This is a genomic window from Herbaspirillum sp. CF444, from assembly GCF_000282135.1.
Classification (GTDB): domain Bacteria; phylum Pseudomonadota; class Gammaproteobacteria; order Burkholderiales; family Burkholderiaceae_D; genus Herbaspirillum.
The window spans coordinates 1-18835 of sequence record NZ_AKJW01000018.1 but is presented as its reverse complement, the minus strand read 5'-3'; the positions used below and the strand labels follow the sequence as shown (position 1 = coordinate 18835).

The window sequence follows — 18835 nt, the reverse complement described above, 5'->3', positions numbered from 1 at the left end:
AGACAAGCCGCTGCGCCAAATAAGCAAGAAATTGGCAAGAAAACAGAAAATGACTCAGACACTTTTAGTAGAACTCCTGACCGAAGAACTGCCGCCGAAGGTACTCGCCAAGCTGGGCGACGCCTTTGCCAACGGCATTTTCAACGGACTGAAAGCACGCGACTTCCTCGAAGACGGCGCTGCCGCCACCGCTTACGCCACGCCGCGCCGCCTGGCGGTTTCCATCACCAAAGTGCGCGCCACCTCGCTGGATAAATCGATCCGCGAAAAAGTGCTGCCGGTCAGCGTCGCGCTCGATGCCGAAGGCCGTCCGTCGGCGCCGCTGGTCAAGAAACTGGCCGCGCTCGCTGCGCAAGTCGGCGCCACCGTCATCACGCCGGACCAGCTGGAACGCGCGCAAGACGGCAAGGCCGAGAGCTTCTTCTACACCTACACCGCCAAGGGCAGCGCGCTGCAGACCGGTTTGCAAATTGCGCTGGAAGAATCGGTCGCCAAGCTGCCGATCCCCAAGGTCATGAGCTATCAGCGTCAGCACGGCCGCGCCGCTGGCAACACCGTGCATTTCGTGCGCCCTGCGCATCGCCTGATCGCGCTGCATGGCGCCACCGTCGTGCCGCTGAACATCCTCGGCCTGGATGCCGACAAGATCACGCAAGGCCATCGCTTCCTGTCGCAAGGCGCGATCGCCATCGACTCGCCGGAATCGTATGTCGAAACGCTGATCAGCAAGGGCAAGGTCATTCCCGGCTTCAACGAGCGCAAGGAAAAGATTCGCCTCGACCTGCTCGGCAAGGCCGGCGACGACAAGGTGCTGATGCCGGAGTCGCTGCTCGATGAAGTCACTGCGCTGGTCGAATGGCCGGTGGTCTACGAATGCAAATTCGACGATCAGTTCCTGGCCGTACCGCAGGAATGCCTGATCCTGACCATGCAGACCAACCAGAAATATTTTGCGCTGACAGATGCCAACGGCAAGCTGCGCTCGCGCTTCCTGATCGTTTCCAATCTGGAAACCGGCAATCCGCAACACATCATTCAAGGCAATGAACGCGTGGTGCGTCCGCGTTTGTCGGATGCGAAATTTTTCTTCGAACAAGACAAGAAAAAGGCGCTGGCCGACCGCGTACCGCAACTGGCCAACGTGGTGTATCACAACAAGCTGGGCAATCAGCTGCAACGCACCGAGCGCGTCAAGGCGCTGGCCGGCGCGATTGCCAGACTGCTGGGCAACGATGCTGCTACGATCGCACTGGCTGAACGCGGCGCCTTGCTGGCCAAGGCCGATCTGCTGACCGACATGGTCGGCGAATTCCCTGAGCTGCAAGGCATCATGGGCACCTACTACGCGCGCCACGACGGCGAACCGGATGAAGTCGCGCTGGCGGCATCCGAACACTATCAGCCGCGCTTTGCCGGCGATGCGCTGCCCGGCTCCGCAACCGGTACTGCCGTTGCACTGGCGGACAAGCTCGAAACACTGGTCGGCATCTGGGGCATCGGCCTGCAACCGACCGGCGACAAGGATCCGTTCGCTCTGCGTCGCCATGCGCTGGGCATCCTGCGCATGCTGGTCGAAAAACGCCTGCCTCTGGCCATTCCGGCCTTGCTGAAGGAAGCCGTCGCCCTGTTCGCCGGCAACGGCAATTTCAAGGATCCGAGCGCCGACGTCAGCGCCTTCTTCTACGACCGCCTGCGCGGCCTGCTGCGCGAGCGCAATTATTCGCCCAACGAAATCGAAGCCGTGGTCGCGCAACAACCGGAAGTGCTGGACAACATCACTGAACGTCTCGACGCGGTGCAAGCCTTCGCGGCATTGCCGGAAGCCGAGTCGCTGGCTGCCGCCAACAAGCGCATCACCAATATCCTGAAGAAGATCGACGCTGGCAAGGAAGGCAAACTGCTCGGCACCGTGCAAAACGGCCTTCTGCGCGAAACCGCCGAGCAGGCCTTGTATTCGGCCATGCTGCTGTTGAAGCCGCAGGTCGATGCTGCGTATGCCCAGGGTAATTTCAGCGGCGCGTTGAAAGCGCTGGCACAATTGCGCCAGAACGTCGACGCCTTCTTCAACGACGTCATGGTCAACGCCGAAGACGAACAGCTGCGCAACAACCGCCAGGCATTGCTGGCCGAGTTGCATCAGATGCTCAACCAGGTGGCGGATATTTCCAAGCTGGCCGCGTGATTTTGGCAGGACAGGGATAAGAAAACATGAAGCTGATCATTCTGGATCGCGATGGCGTGATCAATCACGACTCGGATGCGTTCATCAAGTCGCCGCAAGAGTGGATTCCCATCAAGGGTTCGCTGGAAGCGATAGCCCGCCTTAATCAGGCGGGATATCGCGTGGTGGTGGCGACCAATCAGTCCGGCGTCGGACGAGGATTGTTCGACATGATGACGCTCAATGCGATCCATCAGAAGATGCACAACGCCGCGCAGCAGGTGGGCGCGGATATCGACGCCGTGTTTTTCTGCCCGCATGCCGCCGACGACAATTGCGATTGCCGCAAACCCAAGGAAGGCATGTTCAACGAAATCGCCAAGCGTTTCGGCGTCAGCCTGCGCGGCGGCGTGATCACCGTCGGCGATTCGCTGCGCGACCTGCAGGCCGGTTTCAAGGCCGGCTGCGCGCCCTATCTGGTGCTGACCGGCAAGGGCGAAAAGACGCGCGAAAAAGGCGGCCTGCCGCCGGGAACGCTCGTTTATCCCGATCTCGCCGGCGTGGTCGACTTCATCTTAAAAGCGCCGGTAGAAGTGTCGGTTTAGGTTCTGCCCGGACCTCGCCTCGCAGTCGCCGCGGGTCCGGCCGAATCGTACAAGGGAGATTGAATTTTGCGTATCAACCTGTTTTTGCGTTCCGTTCTGTTCACATTGTTCATGGCCGTCGTGACCATGGTCTGGTCGATGGCCTGCATCCTGTTTGCGCCGTTCCCGTACGCCAAGCGTTATTACCTGACCTCGCGCTGGAACGTCATGGTGATCTGGGCGGCGCGCGTGATCTGCGGCATCCGCTATCAGATCAAGGGCATGGAGAATCTTCCCGATGCGCCGGTGATCCTGTTGTCCAAGCATCAGTCGGCATGGGAAACGATTTTCTACGTGATCACCATGCCGCGTCCGCTGGTGTTCGTGTTCAAGAAAGAGCTGACCTATATTCCCTTCTTCGGCTGGGGCATCGCGCTGCTGCGCATGATTCCGATCGATCGCAGCAAGGGTCGCGATGCCTTCGCCCAAGTGGTGGTGCAAGGCCGCAAGCGCCTGGCCGACGGCCAGTGGGTGATCATGTTTCCGGAAGGCACGCGCATTCCGGTCGGCCAGACCGGTAAATACAAGCACGGCGGTTCGCGCCTGGCGGTGGAAACCAACACGCCGGTCGTGCCGATGGCGGTCAATGCAGGCGAATGCTGGCCCAAGGGCTCGTTCATCAAAAAACCGGGAATCATTACCGTATCGATCGGCAAGCCGATCTCGCCGGAAGGCCTGGATCCCGCACAATTAAGCCAACGCGTGGAAAATTGGATAGAATCGGAGATGCGCGTGATTTCCCCGGCGGTCTACGCCGCCGTTGACCAGATAAAAGACTAACATCGGCCCCACTACATTGAAACTGCTTCGTCATTCACAGCCCGATCCTAACCAGCTGACGCTGCAACTGGATTTCTTCACTCCGACGCCGCTTGAGACGAAGCAGGAAAACCCGCCACCGGCGTTTGTCGAACCCGAGCCATCCATCCCTGCGCCGGAGCTGACGCATCAGTCTCCGTTGCCGCCGATGTCGCCGCCGATCGGCCGCCCCGCCGACGGCATGCGCCGCATCCAACTGGGCGAACACCATATCGACTATGCGCTGCTGCGCTCGAAGCGCCGCTCGATCGGTTTCCTGATCAGCGACGAAGGCTTGCGCGTGACGGCGCCGAAATGGGTGACGCTGGGCGAGATCGAGAACGCCATCCGCGAAAAGCAGCGCTGGATCTTCAGCAAACTCAACGAGCGCCGCGAACGCTCGGCACGCCGCCTGCAACCGCAGATGCAATGGCGCGACGGCGCGACCCTCCCGTATCTGGGCCAGGACGTCACGCTGCGCATCCGCGCCCATCAGGCTGCCGGTATCGCGTACGACGAAGAAACGCTGGAATTGACTGTCGGCCTGCCGGCAGACGCCGGCGAACAGCAATTGAAAGATCGCGTGCAAGGCTGGCTGCAAGCGCGCGCCAAGGAAACCTTCGCCGCCCGCCTGCCGGTGTATGCGGAGAAACTGGGCGTCACGTATCAGTCCTTCGCACTGTCGTCGGCAACGACGCAATGGGGCTCCTGCACTGCCGACGGACGCATACGCCTGAACTGGCGGTTGATGCATTTCGCCCTGCCGCTGATCGATTACGTCATCGCGCACGAACTGTCGCACCTGCGCGAGATGAACCACAGCCCGCGCTTCTGGGCGACGGTGCAATCGATCTTTCCTGAGTTTGAAACGGCAAAGCGGGCATTGCGCGAGAGCGCGCCGGAAACCCTGCCGATTTTCTGATCCCCTGATCGGGCCTGCTCGCATGCGTCACGTCATCGCGCCGATGCGAGCAGGCCTTTTCTTTTTACTGCAAGCCGCTGCCACCTACCAGCATTGCGCATTGCAGAATCCGATTACAGCCCCTGACCAGGCTCGCTGTCTTTACGCTCGATAAATTCAATCTTGTAGCCGTCCGGATCCGTCACAAACGCGATCACGGTGGTTCCGCCCTTGACCGGGCCGGCTTCGCGCGTCACGTTGCCGCCGGAGTGGCGCGCCGCATCGCAAGCCTTGTAGGCGTCGTCCACCGAGACGGCGATATGGCCGTAGGCCGTGCCCATTTCGTACTTCTCGACGCCGTAGTTGTAGGTCAACTCCAGCTCGGCGTGCTCCGGGTTGCTGCCGTAGCCGAGGAAAGCCAGGGTGTATTTGTATTCCGCGTTGTCGCTGGTGCGCAGCAACTTCATGCCTAATACCTTGGTATAAAAATCGATGGAACGCTGCAGATCGCCAACCCGCAGCATGGTGTGCAGAATACGCATAGTGAGCCTTTTGCCTGAGAACTTATCGGAGTGCAAGATTGTAGCGCTGTTCGGCGCGACTTGCCGGAAGGAGAGGCATCGCTATCGTACAGGCCTGATATCCTTCAGCGACGCTGCCGCCGGCGCAGGCTGATGCGACATCAGCCTGACCGGATCATTTGATGCCTGCCCCGGCATGCAGAGTACTGCTTAGAACTGTTCCCAGTCGTCTTCTTTGGCGGTTGTTGCCGCAACCGTACGTGCTGCCGGCAGACGCGGCGCATCCTCCTTGCGTGCCAACGTCGGCGCCCGGGGTGTTACATCGTGCGAACGAGGTGCGGCGGACGGGGGTGTCGACGATTCATGCGCCAGACGGTTGCTGTCGATCTTGAACACGCCGACGATCTGCGACAAATTGCTGGCCTGGTCCTGCAGCGATTGCGCGGCGGCGGCGGCTTCTTCCACCAGCGCGGCGTTTTGCTGGGTCACCTGATCCATTTGCGTGACGGCCTGGTTGACCTGCTCGATGCCTTCGCTTTGTTCGCGGCTGGCTTCGGTGATCTCGCCGACGATATCAGTGACGCGCCTGACGCTGGCGACCACTTCGTTCATGGTTTGGCCCGCTTGCTCGACCAGCTTGCTGCCGGAATCCACTTTTTCCACCGAGTCGTCGATCAAGGATTTGATTTCTTTTGCCGCTGCGGCGCTGCGTTGCGCCAGCGTGCGCACTTCCGACGCGACAACGGCGAAACCGCGCCCCTGTTCTCCGGCACGCGCCGCTTCCACTGCCGCGTTCAACGCCAGGATATTGGTCTGGAAGGCGATGCCGTCAATCACGCTGATGATGTCGACGATCTTCCTCGACGATGCATTGATCGACTCCATGGTGTGCACTACTTTGCCGACTACGCTGCCGCCTTCGACGGCCACTGCCGAGGCCGACACGGCAAGCTGATTCGCCTGGCGCGCGTTCTCGGCATTTTGCTTGACGGTGGAAGTCAGTTCTTCCATCGACGACGCGGTTTCTTCCAGCGAGCTGGCTTGTTGTTCGGTGCGGCTGGAGAGATCGAGATTGCCGGTCGCGATTTGCGAAGAAGCGGTGGCAATCGTGTCCGTGCCGTGGCGCACCTGGCTGACGATATTGAGCAGGTTGTCGTTCATGGAACGCAGCGCCCGTAACAGCTGACCGGTTTCGTCCTTGCTGCTGGCGTCGAACTGCGAGGTCAGATCGCCGGCGGCGACGGTTTCGGCCACCTTGACGGCGCGGCTCAACGGCGAGGTGATACTGCGGGTGACCAGCCATGCGGTCAGTCCGGCGAAGACCATGGCGATCACGCTCAATGCGATCACCAGATCGCGCGCTTCCCTGTATTCATCCGTGACTTCCTTGCCGGCCGTCTGCATCAGTTCGTTCTGATGCGAGATCAACGCCTCGATCGCCGTCATGTAAGTCAATTGCAAAGGTCGCACGGTTTGCAGCAACAACATCGTGGCTTCGTTCTTGGCACCGGCGACGACCAGCCGTAAAACTTCATCGCGGCCGAGGTTGTACTGCGTGCGCGCATCCATGATGGTCTTGATCAGCGCGCGCCCCTTGTCGCCCGTCACCAGCACGTCGAGTTTTTCCAGCGCGCCCTTGGTGTTGTCGCTGGCTTGCCGGATCGCCTGCATTTCCTTGCCGATGTCGTCGGCGTCCGTCATCAGCAAGACATTGCGCGACGAGCGCGCAATGACGTTGACGTTTTTGATGATGTCGTTGGCCAGCACCGTCTTGGGATATTTGTCGTTGATGACCTCGTCCATCTGCTCGTTGAGCGCCGACAGGCGAGCCACGCCGAGCAGCGCCATCGCCACCAGCAGCACTACCAGGAATCCGAATCCGGCACTCAGGCGTGCCCCGATCTTCAAGTTCGTTAAGCGCATACATTTCCCCTTTCATCTGTTGAAGTGCGAAGTGCTGATAAACGTACTGGTTGACGGCTGGCGCGTGCTGTTTGGTGAATCATGTTCAGCGCACTGCCGATACTACGCGCCGAAAAGTCGGGCTTCAACCACTGCGGATGCATGATCGGCACTTTTTGCGATATTGCATTGAGACCGTATTGACGGGCGGCAATTCTTGCGCAGATTAGCCAGCGTGACCGTTCCGGGCCATCAGGAAATTCCCGATACCCCTGGCCAGCCGTACCGATCAGGATGTCATTTCGTCCGGCACCAGGTTGTCGTCGAGCCGACACAATTTGCAATGACTGATGCAAACGTCGAAGCACGCATCGTGGCGCAGTTCCCACAATCACATTTCGACGATGCCTCGCGCAATTGTTTTTTTGCTTGCCAGCCTTGGTTGGGCGCGAATAATTTGCGCTATACGCAATATTTTAACAAAAAATTTGTCCGAAGAACTTTGCGCGTTACGCAATGTTGGCAGGAGAATTGGTAAATGAATATTGGCCAAGTCCTACGCAAGATACGCAAAGAGCGAAAAGCGAGCCTGGAAGAAATCGCATTGGTCGCGGGCACGGACGCAGCCAACTTATCCCGCGTCGAGCGCGACAAGCAGCGCCTGACTCCCGACATGCTTGAGAATGTGGCCAAGGCGCTGGACGTGCCGGTCTCTTCGCTCTATCTTATCGCGGAACAAAACCTCCACCCCGTCAAACCGGCAAGCGTCGCCGGCAAAGTCTCGGCGGCAAGATTGGAAGACGCCTTGTCGCGATTTGTTTTATTGTCCACGCAAGATCAGGAACTGACGGTGGACTTCATGGATTTACTGCTCAAGGCGACGCGCAAGTAGAACTCATTTCATAAATAGGCGTGAGATGCGTTCTTCCCAAACAGGGCAAGCTCGCACTCACGCCTATTTATGAAATGAGTTCTAAGAAGATGCAGAGCAAGCAAGACATTGCTTGCCATCGGCAAACCACAGCGTACCGCCATGCCCGAGTCAGGCCGCGCGTTTTTTCTTCAGCACGTTGGCCAGCGCGACGAATTGTTCCGTCGGCACTGCTTCCGGCCGGGCTTGCGGATCGATGCCGGCTTCCACCAGATCGGCTTCCGTCAGCAGTCCCGCCACGCAATTGCGAATCACCTTGCGACGCTGCGAAAACGCCTTGGTTACCACTTCTTCCAGCACGGCCTGATCGCATTCGAGAGGCTGCGCCAGCGGAATCATGCGGACGATGGCGGAATCCACGCGCGGCGGCGGATCAAACGCCGTCGGCGGCACCACGAACATGAGCTCCATGTAGTAGCGCCATTGCAGCATCACGGACAGACGCCCGAAGGCCTTGCCGCCGGGTGCGGCGACCATGCGCTCCACCACTTCCTTTTGCAGCATGAAATGCTGATCCTGGACATGCGGCGCCAGTTCGGCGAGATGGAACAGCAAAGGGCTGGAAATGTTGTACGGCAAGTTGCCGACCACGCGCAGCTTGCGTCCCGCCGGCACCGGAATCGAGGTGAAGTCGAACTTCAGCGCATCAGCGGAATGCACCTGCAGCCGTTGCGGGCTGAATTGCTTTTGCAGCCTAGCCACCAGATCGCGATCGAGTTCGACCACGTGCATGTGATCGAGCGACTCCAGCAACAGGCTGGTCATGGCCGCCAGGCCGGGTCCGATCTCGACCATGATGTCGTCCTTTTTCGGCGCGATGGCGCTGATGATGTCGTACAGGACGGTCTGATCGGTCAGGAAATTCTGGCCGAAGCGTTTGCGGGCGATGTGTTTCATAGAAAATTCTTGGCGCGGGCCATGAGCGCCGCGGTCCTGATGGCTTCGACCATGCTGCCGTGATCGGCTTCGCCCAGGCCCTTGGCGGCCAGATCCAGCGCCGTGCCGTGGTCGACGGAAGTGCGGATGAGCGGCAGGCCGAGCGTGATGTTGACGCCCTGGCCGAAGCTGGCGAATTTGAGTACCGGCAAGCCCTGATCGTGATACATGGCGAGCACGCAGTCGGCGTGCTCGAGATATTTTTGCTGGAACAGCGTGTCGGCGGGATAGGGACCGGCCACATCCATGCCGCGCGCTTTGGCCGCATCCAGCGTCGGAATGATGACGTCGATTTCTTCGCGGCCGAGATAACCGTTTTCGCCTGCATGCGGATTCAGGCCGGTGACAAGAATGCGCGGCTTTGCAATGCCGAACTTGTCGCGCAGATCGGCATGGATGATGTCGAGCGTGCGGCTCAGGCTGTCGAAGGTAATCGCCGCCGGTACGTCCTTGAGGGCCAGATGCGTCGTCGCCAACGCAACGCGCAGGTGCGGCGCTTCGCCGCCGGCCAGCATCATGACGACCTGGGGCGTGGCGGTACGTTCGGCAAGGTATTCTGTATGGCCCGTGAACGGCACGCCGGCGTCGTTGATCGTGCTTTTTTGCAGCGGCGCCGTGACGATGGCGTCAAAATGTTTTTGCAGTGCGCCTTCGACCGCGACATCGAGCGTCTGCAACACCGCGCGGCCGTTGCGCGCGTCGAGCACGCCCGGCACCACCGGTTCGTTGACGGGACAATCGATGACGATCAGGCGATCTTGCGGGAAATCGGGCAGCCCGGTGTTGCGAAACGCTTGCAGGGACAATGCCGACAAGGCAATGGATGCGTCCAGCGCGTGCGCCGTCTGCGCCAGAAAGGCGGCGTCGCCCAGCAGCACGCTGCGCACTTCGGCGCGCAACTCCCATGCGGCCCGGATGGAAATCTCCGGCCCTATGCCGGCCGGCTCTCCGCAAGTGATCGCCAGCGTCGGACGCCGGCGAGGTTCAGAACGCGTTGCGGAGGGAAGTTCGGACATCGGCAATCAGTTGTCGTCGGTGCGGAATTCGACATAAGCGCGATCGCGCAGCTGGCGCAGCCAGTCTTCGGTCGCTTCGTCGATCTTGCGTTCGCGGAGGGCCTGACGCGCCGCTGCGCGCGCGCGCTCTTGCGACGCATCGTCGGTCTTGCGTTCCACCACCTGGATCAGGTGATAGCCGAACGGCGATTCAATCGGCTGGCTGACTTCTCCCGGCTTCAGTTCGTTCATGGCGCGCTCGAACTCCGGCACGGTGTCGCCTGGATAAATCCAGCCCAGATCGCCGCCCTTGGAGGCCGACAGATCGTTGGAATACAGCTTGGCCAACTCTTCGAACGTCGCCGCCTTGTGATCCAGGCGCTCTTTCAGCTCCAGCAATTTGCGGCGCGCTTCGGCGGCCGAGACGACCTGATTGACTTTGATCAGGATATGGCGCGCATGCGTTTGCTCGACTGCCGGCGCGTTGGCCTTGGCAGTGGCGGTGGCGCGACGGTCAACCAGCTTGATGATATGGAAGCCGTTGCCGCTCTTGACGATGGCCGACACTTCGCCAGGTTTCAGGCTGGCCACCGCGTCGATAAACAATTGCGGCAAGCGGTCCTGCCCGCGCCAGCCGAGATCGCCGCCGTTCAAGGCATCACTGCCGTCGGAGTAGGTCGCAGCGGTTTTGGCGAAATCGGCGCCGGTCTTCAACTGGCGCAATACCTCTTCAGCACGCTGGCGGCGCGCGGCAACCTGTTCCGGCGAAGCGTTTTCCGGCACGCGGATCAGGATTTGCGCCAGGTTGAGGTCTTCATGCTTGTTTGCCGCGTTGGATTCCGATGCCAGATAGTTGTCCACCTCGGACTCGGTGACCTGCACCTTGTTGTCGACTTCACGCTCGCGCAGGCGTTGCATGATGATTTCACGGCGGATGTCTTCGCGGAACGCGGGGAAATCCATGCCTTCTTTTTCAAGCTGGACGCGGAAATCCGCCATCGATAATTTGTTCTGTTCCGCGATGCGGGATACCGCCCGGTCCAACATGGTGTCATCGACAACAATGCCGTTTTCCTTGGCCATTTGCGTCTGTGCGCGCTCAACGATCATGCGGTCTAGCAACTGACTCTGCAACTGCGTGCGCGCTGGCAATGCCATGCCTTGCGCGGTCAGGCGTTTTTCCACCTGGCGCAGACGATCAGCAAGCTCCTGCCGGGTGATCACTTCGTTGTTGACCACGACAAGAATCGAGTCCACCGGACGCGGCGTTCTCGATGGTGCGGCTGCCGGGGCTGCCGGGGCCGGATTGACCGTCGGCGGCGTCAACCCGGGAACGGCAGGCGTTGCCGTCGTCGCGGATTGCGCCTGGGCGCTGCCGATCATGCCGAGCGACATGCACAACGAAACGATGCCGGACGTGATACGTACAGAAGAATGATTGCGCATGGAGAAGGAAGCGTTCATAAAAAATATCGATTAATAACGTGTAATGTCATCCGGCTTATTGATGATCTGATAGCCGGGGATACTGCTCTTCAATGCATCCATCGGGTTCGAACCGATTTTCGAGAAGCCGTTGAGCTCAAGCTGGATAAAGAACGACGTCGACGCTTTGGACGAAGACGTCGGAATGCGTTGTGCAACCAGACGGAATACCCAGCAATCGGCTTGGTATTCCATGCCCAGCAAGCCTTCCGCAACGGTCTTGTCGGGAATGGAATAGTTGATGCGGCTCACAGCATACCAGCGTTGCGAGATCGGCCATTGACCGGACACGTCAAATTGCTTGAGCAAGCCGCTGGAGTTGGTCCGGTCGAGGCGGTAGGTCAGATTCAACACCTTCTTCGGCGCCGGTTGCCAACGGCCGCCGAATGTCGAACGCACCATCTGACGCAAGGTCTCGCTGTATTGCACGGTATTGTCGAGCGACAGCTTGTTCGTGATCTGACCGCCCAGCGACAGCAACAGATCGGATTTGCTGCCGCTGATCGTCGATGTCGTGCCGTCCAGTGTGACTTTCGGATCGGAAATATAGAACCGTTGGCCAATCGCTGCACGCAGGCGCTCAAGGCCATTCTCTTCGATGAATCGAGACACCAGCGCACCGGTAATCTGATTGGCGTCACTGATGCGGTCATGGCCGACAAAGCGGTTTTCGCTGAATATCTGTGCAAAATTGAAATCCGCCAGACCCGAATCGAAGTTCGGATACTGGCTTTGATCGCGGTAAGGCGTGCGCACGTAAAACAGGCGCGGCTCCAATGTCTGGGTCATGTCGCGCCCAAAAAAGTTCGTCTCGCGCTCAAAGGTCATGCCCGCATCCAGCGAATAGGTCGGCACGACCCGCGTCAGGCTGGTAGGCGCCCCCGCTGCCACATTGTTGAGGCGATAGGTGGTCGCATCCAGAGTTGCCTTGGGCGTAATGAAATAGCCGGGGCGAATGATCGGATAAGAAATCGACGGCGTCGCATACATGCGGTCGCCGCCGACCATATCGGAACCAGTGCTCGTCCCGGTGGTGTACGTATTCGAGAAACGCGCGAATTCGGAAGCGAAATTGAGATCGAAACCGCCGACATCCTGACGTGCCGCAGTCAGCGTCAATTGCGGCAGGCGATCATAGGGCTTTTGTATCGGACTATTGACGTCCTGGAGCAACTGATACTTCGTCACATGTCCGGCTGCGTTCCAGTACGTTCCCGTGTAGGTGAGACTGACATCGCGCAGCAACAGGCGCTGTGAGCTGGTGGCTACCGATTGAGAGAAGTCGCTCGGATAGTCGTTGTCGGAAGCCTTGTTGACGTTCCAGGCAAACTTCAGGTTAGGCGCCAAGGTCTGCGAATGCAGTGTTGAGAGCGAATAGCGTCCGGTTCCGGTGACGCGGTCTTGTATGCCTTCTACTTTGGTCTCGCCGGAATAGGTTTCACCGAGATAGCGGGCATCCGCTCCCAGCATCAGGCCACGGCGCGCAATATAGCGCGGATACAAAGTCAGATCGCGGTTGGGCGCGATATTGAAATAATAAGGCACCGTCAGTTCCGCGCCACCGGTACTGGTCACGCCGAAAGTCGGCGGCAATACGCCCGACTTGCGTTCGCCCGACAACGGGAAAGACATCAACGGCGCACCGAGAATCGGCACGCCTTTGAAATACACCAGGCCGCTGTGCATCGTGCCGACGTCGCGACCGCTGTCGAGGTCGAGCGTCGATGCCCGGATATACCAATCCGGATCGAGCGCTTCACAGGTGCTGTAGGTTCCCTGGGTCACCAGGGCCTGATCGTCGGACAGGAAGTCGATTTTTTCCGCGTTGCCGCGCCCGCCGTTTTTACCGAACAGATAAGTCGGGTTGGTCACATAACCCTTGCCCGAATCCATGTTCATCACCGCCTTGTCGCCGGTGTAACGATCCTGCAGACGCTTCATCCAGACGTGCCCGGTGGCTTCGACTTCATCCTTGATGATGCGGTATTCCGCCTTGTCCGACTTGATGGTGGTTTCGCCGCGCACGACCTCGACGTCGCGATCAAGATTGATCTGGCGATCCGGACGGCCTGTCATCTGTTCGGCGCTGACATTGACCGGCGCATCCTTGTCATTGGTCGCTGCGGGCTGTTTGTCCTGCGTGTTCTGGGTGGTCTGCGCCTGCGCTGAAACGGGTAAAACGGTCGTCGCCGAGGCGGCCACGGCAAGAGAGGCGAGGGACGTAAAAAAACGCGACATCCGCAAGTCGGCGAAACGGCCAAATGGAAACTTAAAAAAGCGGATCATGTAAAGAAGCGTTCAAACACCATGGCAGGCGATTTTTTGGATTTAATCCCTTATTATATGGGAACTCAACATCATCAAACGAATTCCTCTGATTGTTCATGTCTTTAAATAATTCTCCCGCCGATTCGCGTCTGCCCCTGCTGCAAGCATGGCTGCCAACCCTGACTGCAACCCCGACGCTGGCAGAAACGCTGCGCCCCGCTTCCGCCGACGCCAGCTTCCGCCGCTATTTCCGCGTGGATACTCCCGACGGAAAAACGCTGATCGTCATGGACGCTCCGCCGCCGCAAGAAGACGTGCGCCCGTTTGTCCATGTCGCCGAGGTCTTCGGCAAAACCGGCGTATCGGTGCCCGCGGTGCTGGCGCAGGACGTCGAACGCGGCTTTTTGCTGCTGTCGGACCTGGGTTCGACGACCTACCTGAACCAACTCAACAACGACACCGCCCACAAGTTGTACATCGACGCCATCGACGCGCTGGTGCTGCTGCAAACCCAGAGCAAGCCTGACGTGCTGCCCGAGTATGACCGCGCCCTGCTGTTGCGCGAGCTGCAACTTTTCCCCGACTGGTACGTCGGCAAGCATCTGAACGTAACGCTGACCGACGAGCAAAAAAATGCGCTGGGCAAAGTCTTCGACACCCTGCTTGCCAACAATCTGGCGCAGGCACAGGTGTACGTCCATCGCGACTACCATTCGCGCAACCTGATGGTGCTGGCCAGCGGCAATCCGGGCATCATCGATTTCCAGGACGCGGTCTACGGACCGATCACCTACGACCTGGTCTCGCTGCTGCGCGACGCCTATATCCAGTGGGACGAAGAAATGGTGCTGGACTGGGTCATCCGCTACTGGGAACGCGCCAAGCGCGCCGGCCTGCCGGTGGCGCCGGACATCGACACCTTCTATCGCGACTTCGAATTCATGGGCTTGCAGCGCCACCTGAAAATCCTTGGAATCTTTGCACGTCTTTACCATCGCGACGGCAAGGACGCTTATCTGAAAGACATGCCGCTGGTCATGGAATACACGCTCAAGGCGGCGCGCCGTTACACCGCCCTGGCGCCGCTGGTCAGGCTGATCGAGAAGCTGGAAGACAAAGCGCCGCAAGTCGGCTACACCTTCTGAGGCGGCGCCAGCGATGAAAGCGATGATTTTTGCCGCCGGCCGCGGCGAGCGCATGCGCCCGCTGACCGACACCTGCCCCAAACCCTTGCTGAAAGTGCGCGGACGGCCGTTGATCGTCTGGCAAATCCTGAACCTGGTGCGCGCCGGCATCACCGAAATCGTCATCAACCACGCCCATCTCGGCCACCAGTTTGAAGAAACGCTGGGCGACGGTTCGCAGTTCGGCGCCCGTATCCAGTATTCGGCCGAAGGCACGGCGCTGGAAACCGCCGGCGGCATCGCCAAGGCGCGCCATCTGTTGGGCGAAGAAGCTTTCGTCGCCATCTCGGGCGACATCTATATCCCGCATTTCGACTTCGAGCAGGTCAAGACCGTACTCGAAGACAACGACCTGTGGGGAAATCCGATACCATTGGACAAGCGCGACGTTGCCTGGATCTATCTGGTGAAAAACCCGCCGCACCATCCGACCGGCGATTTCGCGTTGAACAGCTTCTCGATCGCCAACGAAGGATCGCCGCTCTACACCTTCGGCAACATCGGTGTGTATCGTCCGCAGATGTTCGACGCCATCACGCCGGGCGAACACGCCAAGCTCGGACCGCTGCTGCGCGAATATGCGTCGCGCGGCCAGGTCGGCGGCGAGATTTACCGCGGCGAATGGATCAACGTCGGCACCGTCGAACAGCTGGAAGAACTGAATACGCCCCTCGCCGGCAGATAATCCGGATGATCTGGAAGAAAGTACCAAGATGACCATAGCCTCCTTCACCGCCCGCCGCGCCAAGCTGATCGCGCACATGCAAGCAAAGGGCGGCGGCGTCGCCATCATCCCGACCGCGCACGAAGTCATGCGCAATCGCGATGCCGACTACCCCTATCGTCACGACAGTTATTTCTACTACCTGTCCGGCTTCACCGAACCGGAAGCCGTCATCGTCCTGATTGCCGGACCAGGCAAGGAAAGCCGCAGCATCCTGTTCTGCCGCGACAAGAATCTCGAACGCGAAATCTGGGATGGCTACCGCTTCGGTCCCGACGCGGCGCGCACGCAATTCGGCTTCGACGAAGCCTTCGCCGTGGATGCCCTGAACAAGGAAATGCCGCGGCTGCTGGCCGATGCGCCTGCCGTCTTCTATGCACTGGGCCATGACGCCAAACGCGATGCGCAAGTGCAGGAATGGTTGCAAAGCGTACGCGCGCTCGGCCGCACGGGCGTATCCACGCCGTCGTCCATCGTCGACGTCAACGTGCTGCTCGACGAGATGCGCCTGTTCAAGGACCCCGGTGAAATCGACGTCATGCAACGCGCCGGCATCATCTCCGCCGAAGCGCATTGCCGCGCGATGCGCCTGTCGCGTCCCGGCCTGCGCGAATATCATCTGGAAGCCGAACTGCTGCACGAGTTCCGCAAGAACGGCTCGCAGTACCCGGCCTACGGCTCCATCGTCGCCACCGGCGCCAACGCCTGCGTGCTGCACTACCGCGCCGGCGACGCCGAACTCAGGGACGGCGACCTGGTGCTGATCGACGCCGGTTGCGAACTCGACAGCTACGCCTCCGACATCACGCGCACCTTCCCGGCCAACGGCAAGTTCTCCGGTCCGCAAAAAGACTTGTACGAAATCGTCCTGGCCGCGCAAGACGCCGCGATCGCCGAGATCCGTCCCGGCAAGCGCTTCATGGACGGCCACGATGCCGCCGTGCGCGTGCTGGCGCAAGGCATGCTCGACACCGGCCTGCTCGACAAGAACAAGGTCGGCGCGCTCGACGATGTCATCACCAAGGGCGACTACCGTCAGTTCTACATGCACCGCACCGGCCACTGGCTGGGCATGGACGTGCACGACGTCGGCGAATATCGCGACCCGGCCGACGGCAACGGCGACAAACCCTGGCGCACGCTGCAACCCGGCATGGTGCTGACGGTTGAACCGGGCATCTACGTGCGTCCGGCCGAAGGCGTGCCGGAGAAATATTGGAACATCGGCATCCGCATCGAAGACGATGCCCATGTCACGCCGGACGGCTGCGAAATCCTGACCACCGCAGTCCCCAATAAGGTCGCCGAGATCGAAGCGCTGATGCGCTCAGCGTGAGCCGTCCCGGCCATGCGTATTCCCTCGCCATGAGCACCGCCAACACCGCCATGCCGGCTCCGCCGGACTACGACGTCATCATCTGCGGCGCCGGTCCGGTCGGCCTCAGTGTCGCCGCCCTGCTGCAAAAACGCGGCATGCCGGCGCAGCGCATCGCCCTGATCGACGCCAAAGCAGCCAAACAGGCGGCGCAAGATCCGCGCACAATTGCGCTCTCGCACGGCAGCCAGCAAATCCTGCATGAAATCGGTGCATGGACATTGATGGCGTCGTCGGTCACATCGATCGATCAGATCCACGTTTCGCGGCGCGGACATTTCGGTCGCACGCTGATCAATCGCGAAGACTACGGCCTGCCGGCGCTCGGTTACGTCGTGCGTTACGGCGCACTGGTGACGGCCTTGTCCGCAGCGCTGAGGCCGACCGGAGTCACCGTACTGCGTCCGGCCCAGGTTGCCGCGATTGACGAGCAAGGTCTGCAGGCCAACGTGCAACTGGCGGACGGCCGCACCTTCAGCGCCGGCATCGTGGTGCAGGCCGAGGGTGGCGTGTTCTCGGAGCAAACCGCCAAGGCGCTGCAACGCAACTACGCTCAGGTCGCCATCGTCGGGCACGTCGCCAGTACTGCGGGCATTGCCCATCGCGCGTTCGAACGTTTTACCGCCGAAGGCCCGCTGGCGCTGCTGCCGCAGGACGACGGCTATGCCCTGGTATGGTGTACCCGCCCGGAAACGGCGCAACGCCTGCTGGCGCTTGATGAAAAAACGTTCCTGCATGAACTCGGCGAGGCCTTCGGCGGGCGCGTCGGCCGTTTTTCCTCATGCAGCCCGCGCCACAGTTATCCGCTGGGCCTGAACGCCGAGCCCGGCGCTTCCGCACGCACGGTCGCCATCGGCAACGCTGCGCAAACCCTGCATCCTGTCGCCGGACAAGGACTCAATCTGGGCCTGCGCGACGCCGTCGTGCTGGCCGGCGCGCTGACGCGCACGACTTCCGGCCCTGCCGCACTCGAACAATTCTCTGCCCAGCGGCGTCGCGACCGCAACGCCACGATCAGGCTCACCGACCTCATGGCGCGTGTTTTCGCCAGCGCGCCGGACGGCGCGCCGTCACAGGCCTTGCTGGGTTTCTCGCTGGGACTGATCGATGTAGTAGCGCCGGCAAAACGCGTTCTGGCCGAACAAATGATGTTCGGCTGGCGTTAAGCCTCACCCCCTGAGTCCTTGCAGGCAACGCCCGGCATGAGACAATGCAGCATTGCCGCAGGCCCGCGGCCTTGCCCTGAACGAATAAAACCATGAAACAAGATCCCCGCTTCCCCAATCTGTTCATCCTCAATCATCCGCTGATCCAGCACAAGCTCTCGCACATGCGCGACAAGCGCACCTCGACGCGCACCTTCCGCGACCTGCTGCGCGAGATCACCTTGCTGATGGGCTACGAAATCACGCGCGACCTGCCGCTGACGACCGAGTCCATCGAGACCCCGCTGGTCACCTATGACGCGCCCGTCATCGCCGGCAAAAAGCTGGCCGTGGTGCCGGTGCTGCGCGCCGGCATCGGCATGAGCGACGGCTTGCTGGAACTGATTCCTTCGGCGCGCGTCGGCCATATCGGCGTGTATCGCAACGACCAGCATCAACCGGTGGAATATCTGGTGCGCCTGCCCGACCTGCAAGACCGCACCATGATCCTGTGCGATCCGATGGTGGCGACCGGCAACTCCGCCGTGCATGCCATCGACGTGCTGAAGAAGCGCGGCGTGCCGGCGGAAAACATCATCTTCGTCGCGCTGGTGGCAGCGCCGGAAGGCGTGCAGGTGTTCCAGGATGCGCATCCGGACGTGAAACTGTACGTCGCTTCGCTGGATTCGCACCTGGACAGTCATGCGTACATCGTGCCTGGCCTGGGCGATGCCGGTGACCGGATTTTCGGCACCAAGTAATTTCTTCGCTCCATGAGAAAAGCCGCCGGGTTTTGAATCCGGCGGCTTCTTTTATTTCCGATGCATCAAGGCTTATTCAACCGCCTTGACCATGTCCTCGATCA

Annotated in this window: 16 protein-coding genes; 10 read left to right on the top strand and 6 right to left on the bottom strand. The window is 60.3% G+C overall.

Going from position 1 to position 18835, the window contains the following annotated elements:
- Positions 1–49: 49 nt before the first annotated feature.
- The 4 genes from glyS (at position 50) to PMI16_RS03665 (ending at position 4525) form a co-directional block, all read left to right on the top strand.
- Entirely contained in the window at positions 50–2182 is a 2133-nt protein-coding gene (gene glyS / locus PMI16_RS03680) for a glycine--tRNA ligase subunit beta (RefSeq protein ID WP_007876544.1), read from the top strand.
- Positions 2183–2208: 26 nt separating this feature from the next.
- Entirely contained in the window at positions 2209–2766 is a 558-nt protein-coding gene (gene gmhB / locus PMI16_RS03675; protein WP_007876532.1) for a D-glycero-beta-D-manno-heptose 1,7-bisphosphate 7-phosphatase, read from the top strand.
- Positions 2767–2832: 66 nt separating this feature from the next.
- Positions 2833–3585 (top strand): lysophospholipid acyltransferase family protein, encoded by a 753-nt coding sequence (locus PMI16_RS03670; protein WP_007876531.1) that lies wholly within the window; start codon positions 2833–2835, stop codon positions 3583–3585.
- A 16-nt stretch (positions 3586–3601) separates the two neighbouring features.
- A complete protein-coding gene (locus tag PMI16_RS03665) occupies positions 3602–4525 on the top strand; it encodes a M48 family metallopeptidase (protein ID WP_007876530.1) in 924 nt (307 codons plus the stop codon).
- 113 nt (positions 4526–4638) lie between these two features.
- Here PMI16_RS03665 and gloA read toward each other — a convergent pair whose 3' ends face one another.
- On the bottom strand, positions 4639–5046 hold the full coding sequence (gloA, locus tag PMI16_RS03660) for a lactoylglutathione lyase (RefSeq protein WP_007876529.1): 408 nt from the start codon (positions 5044–5046) through the stop codon (positions 4639–4641).
- 189 nt (positions 5047–5235) lie between these two features.
- A complete protein-coding gene (locus PMI16_RS03655; protein ID WP_007876528.1) occupies positions 5236–6948 on the bottom strand; it encodes a methyl-accepting chemotaxis protein in 1713 nt (570 codons plus the stop codon).
- Positions 6949–7465: 517 nt separating this feature from the next.
- On the opposite strand from PMI16_RS03655, the gene PMI16_RS03650 reads away from it, so the two are divergent.
- A complete protein-coding gene (locus tag PMI16_RS03650; protein ID WP_007876527.1) occupies positions 7466–7819 on the top strand; it encodes a helix-turn-helix domain-containing protein in 354 nt (117 codons plus the stop codon).
- A gap of 150 nt (positions 7820–7969) precedes the next feature.
- Here the strand turns inward: PMI16_RS03650 and rsmA are convergent, their stop codons facing one another.
- Genes rsmA through PMI16_RS03630 form a run of 4 tightly spaced genes read right to left on the bottom strand, consistent with a single transcriptional unit; the run spans position 7970 to position 13560 of the window.
- The gene (rsmA, locus tag PMI16_RS03645; protein WP_007876526.1) at positions 7970–8755 is read right to left on the bottom strand and encodes a 16S rRNA (adenine(1518)-N(6)/adenine(1519)-N(6))-dimethyltransferase RsmA; all 786 of its coding nucleotides are present in this window, start codon (positions 8753–8755) and stop codon (positions 7970–7972) included.
- Positions 8752–9810 (bottom strand): 4-hydroxythreonine-4-phosphate dehydrogenase PdxA, encoded by a 1059-nt coding sequence (pdxA, locus tag PMI16_RS03640; protein WP_007876525.1) that lies wholly within the window; start codon positions 9808–9810, stop codon positions 8752–8754. Before pdxA ends, rsmA begins: the two co-directional genes overlap by 4 nt.
- A 6-nt stretch (positions 9811–9816) precedes the next feature.
- Positions 9817–11235, bottom strand: coding sequence for a peptidylprolyl isomerase (locus tag PMI16_RS03635; protein WP_007876523.1), 1419 nt, complete (start codon positions 11233–11235; stop codon positions 9817–9819).
- A 30-nt stretch (positions 11236–11265) separates the two neighbouring features.
- Positions 11266–13560, bottom strand: a complete 2295-nt coding sequence (locus tag PMI16_RS03630; protein WP_007876522.1) for an LPS-assembly protein LptD — start codon at positions 13558–13560, stop codon at positions 11266–11268.
- Between the two features lie 98 nt (positions 13561–13658).
- On the opposite strand from PMI16_RS03630, the gene PMI16_RS03625 reads away from it, so the two are divergent.
- The 5 genes from PMI16_RS03625 (at position 13659) to upp (ending at position 18731) form a co-directional block, all read left to right on the top strand.
- Entirely contained in the window at positions 13659–14687 is a 1029-nt protein-coding gene (locus PMI16_RS03625) for an aminoglycoside phosphotransferase family protein (protein WP_007876520.1), read from the top strand.
- 13 nt (positions 14688–14700) lie between these two features.
- Complete coding sequence (gene murU / locus PMI16_RS03620; RefSeq protein ID WP_007876509.1) at positions 14701–15411, top strand: N-acetylmuramate alpha-1-phosphate uridylyltransferase MurU; 711 nt, start codon at positions 14701–14703, stop codon at positions 15409–15411.
- Between the two features lie 28 nt (positions 15412–15439).
- Complete coding sequence (gene pepP, locus PMI16_RS03615; RefSeq protein WP_007876507.1) at positions 15440–16786, top strand: Xaa-Pro aminopeptidase; 1347 nt, start codon at positions 15440–15442, stop codon at positions 16784–16786.
- A 29-nt stretch (positions 16787–16815) separates the two neighbouring features.
- The gene (locus tag PMI16_RS03610) at positions 16816–17991 is read left to right on the top strand and encodes an FAD-dependent monooxygenase (RefSeq protein WP_007876505.1); all 1176 of its coding nucleotides are present in this window, start codon (positions 16816–16818) and stop codon (positions 17989–17991) included.
- 92 nt (positions 17992–18083) lie between these two features.
- Positions 18084–18731 carry a uracil phosphoribosyltransferase gene (gene upp / locus PMI16_RS03605; protein WP_007876503.1) on the top strand — a complete coding sequence of 216 codons (648 nt, stop codon included), beginning with the start codon at positions 18084–18086 and terminating at the stop codon, positions 18729–18731.
- Positions 18732–18835: the final 104 nt, after the last annotated feature.

What these genes read in the sequence shown, in the direction of transcription:
- glyS (WP_007876544.1), top strand. Translation starts at nt 50, where the DNA reads ATGACTCAGACACTTTTAGTAGAACTCCTGACCGAAGAACTGCCGCCG.
- gmhB (WP_007876532.1), top strand. Translation starts at nt 2,209, where the DNA reads ATGAAGCTGATCATTCTGGATCGCGATGGCGTGATCAATCACGACTCG.
- gloA (WP_007876529.1), bottom strand. Translation starts at nt 5,046, where the DNA reads ATGCGTATTCTGCACACCATGCTGCGGGTTGGCGATCTGCAGCGTTCC.
- PMI16_RS03655 (WP_007876528.1), bottom strand. Translation starts at nt 6,948, where the DNA reads ATGCGCTTAACGAACTTGAAGATCGGGGCACGCCTGAGTGCCGGATTC.
- PMI16_RS03650 (WP_007876527.1), top strand. Translation starts at nt 7,466, where the DNA reads ATGAATATTGGCCAAGTCCTACGCAAGATACGCAAAGAGCGAAAAGCG.
- rsmA (WP_007876526.1), bottom strand. Translation starts at nt 8,755, where the DNA reads ATGAAACACATCGCCCGCAAACGCTTCGGCCAGAATTTCCTGACCGAT.
- pdxA (WP_007876525.1), bottom strand. Translation starts at nt 9,810, where the DNA reads ATGTCCGAACTTCCCTCCGCAACGCGTTCTGAACCTCGCCGGCGTCCG.
- PMI16_RS03635 (WP_007876523.1), bottom strand. Translation starts at nt 11,235, where the DNA reads ATGCGCAATCATTCTTCTGTACGTATCACGTCCGGCATCGTTTCGTTG.
- PMI16_RS03630 (WP_007876522.1), bottom strand. Translation starts at nt 13,560, where the DNA reads ATGATCCGCTTTTTTAAGTTTCCATTTGGCCGTTTCGCCGACTTGCGG.
- PMI16_RS03625 (WP_007876520.1), top strand. Translation starts at nt 13,659, where the DNA reads ATGTCTTTAAATAATTCTCCCGCCGATTCGCGTCTGCCCCTGCTGCAA.
- murU (WP_007876509.1), top strand. Translation starts at nt 14,701, where the DNA reads ATGAAAGCGATGATTTTTGCCGCCGGCCGCGGCGAGCGCATGCGCCCG.
- pepP (WP_007876507.1), top strand. Translation starts at nt 15,440, where the DNA reads ATGACCATAGCCTCCTTCACCGCCCGCCGCGCCAAGCTGATCGCGCAC.
- PMI16_RS03610 (WP_007876505.1), top strand. Translation starts at nt 16,816, where the DNA reads ATGAGCACCGCCAACACCGCCATGCCGGCTCCGCCGGACTACGACGTC.
- upp (WP_007876503.1), top strand. Translation starts at nt 18,084, where the DNA reads ATGAAACAAGATCCCCGCTTCCCCAATCTGTTCATCCTCAATCATCCG.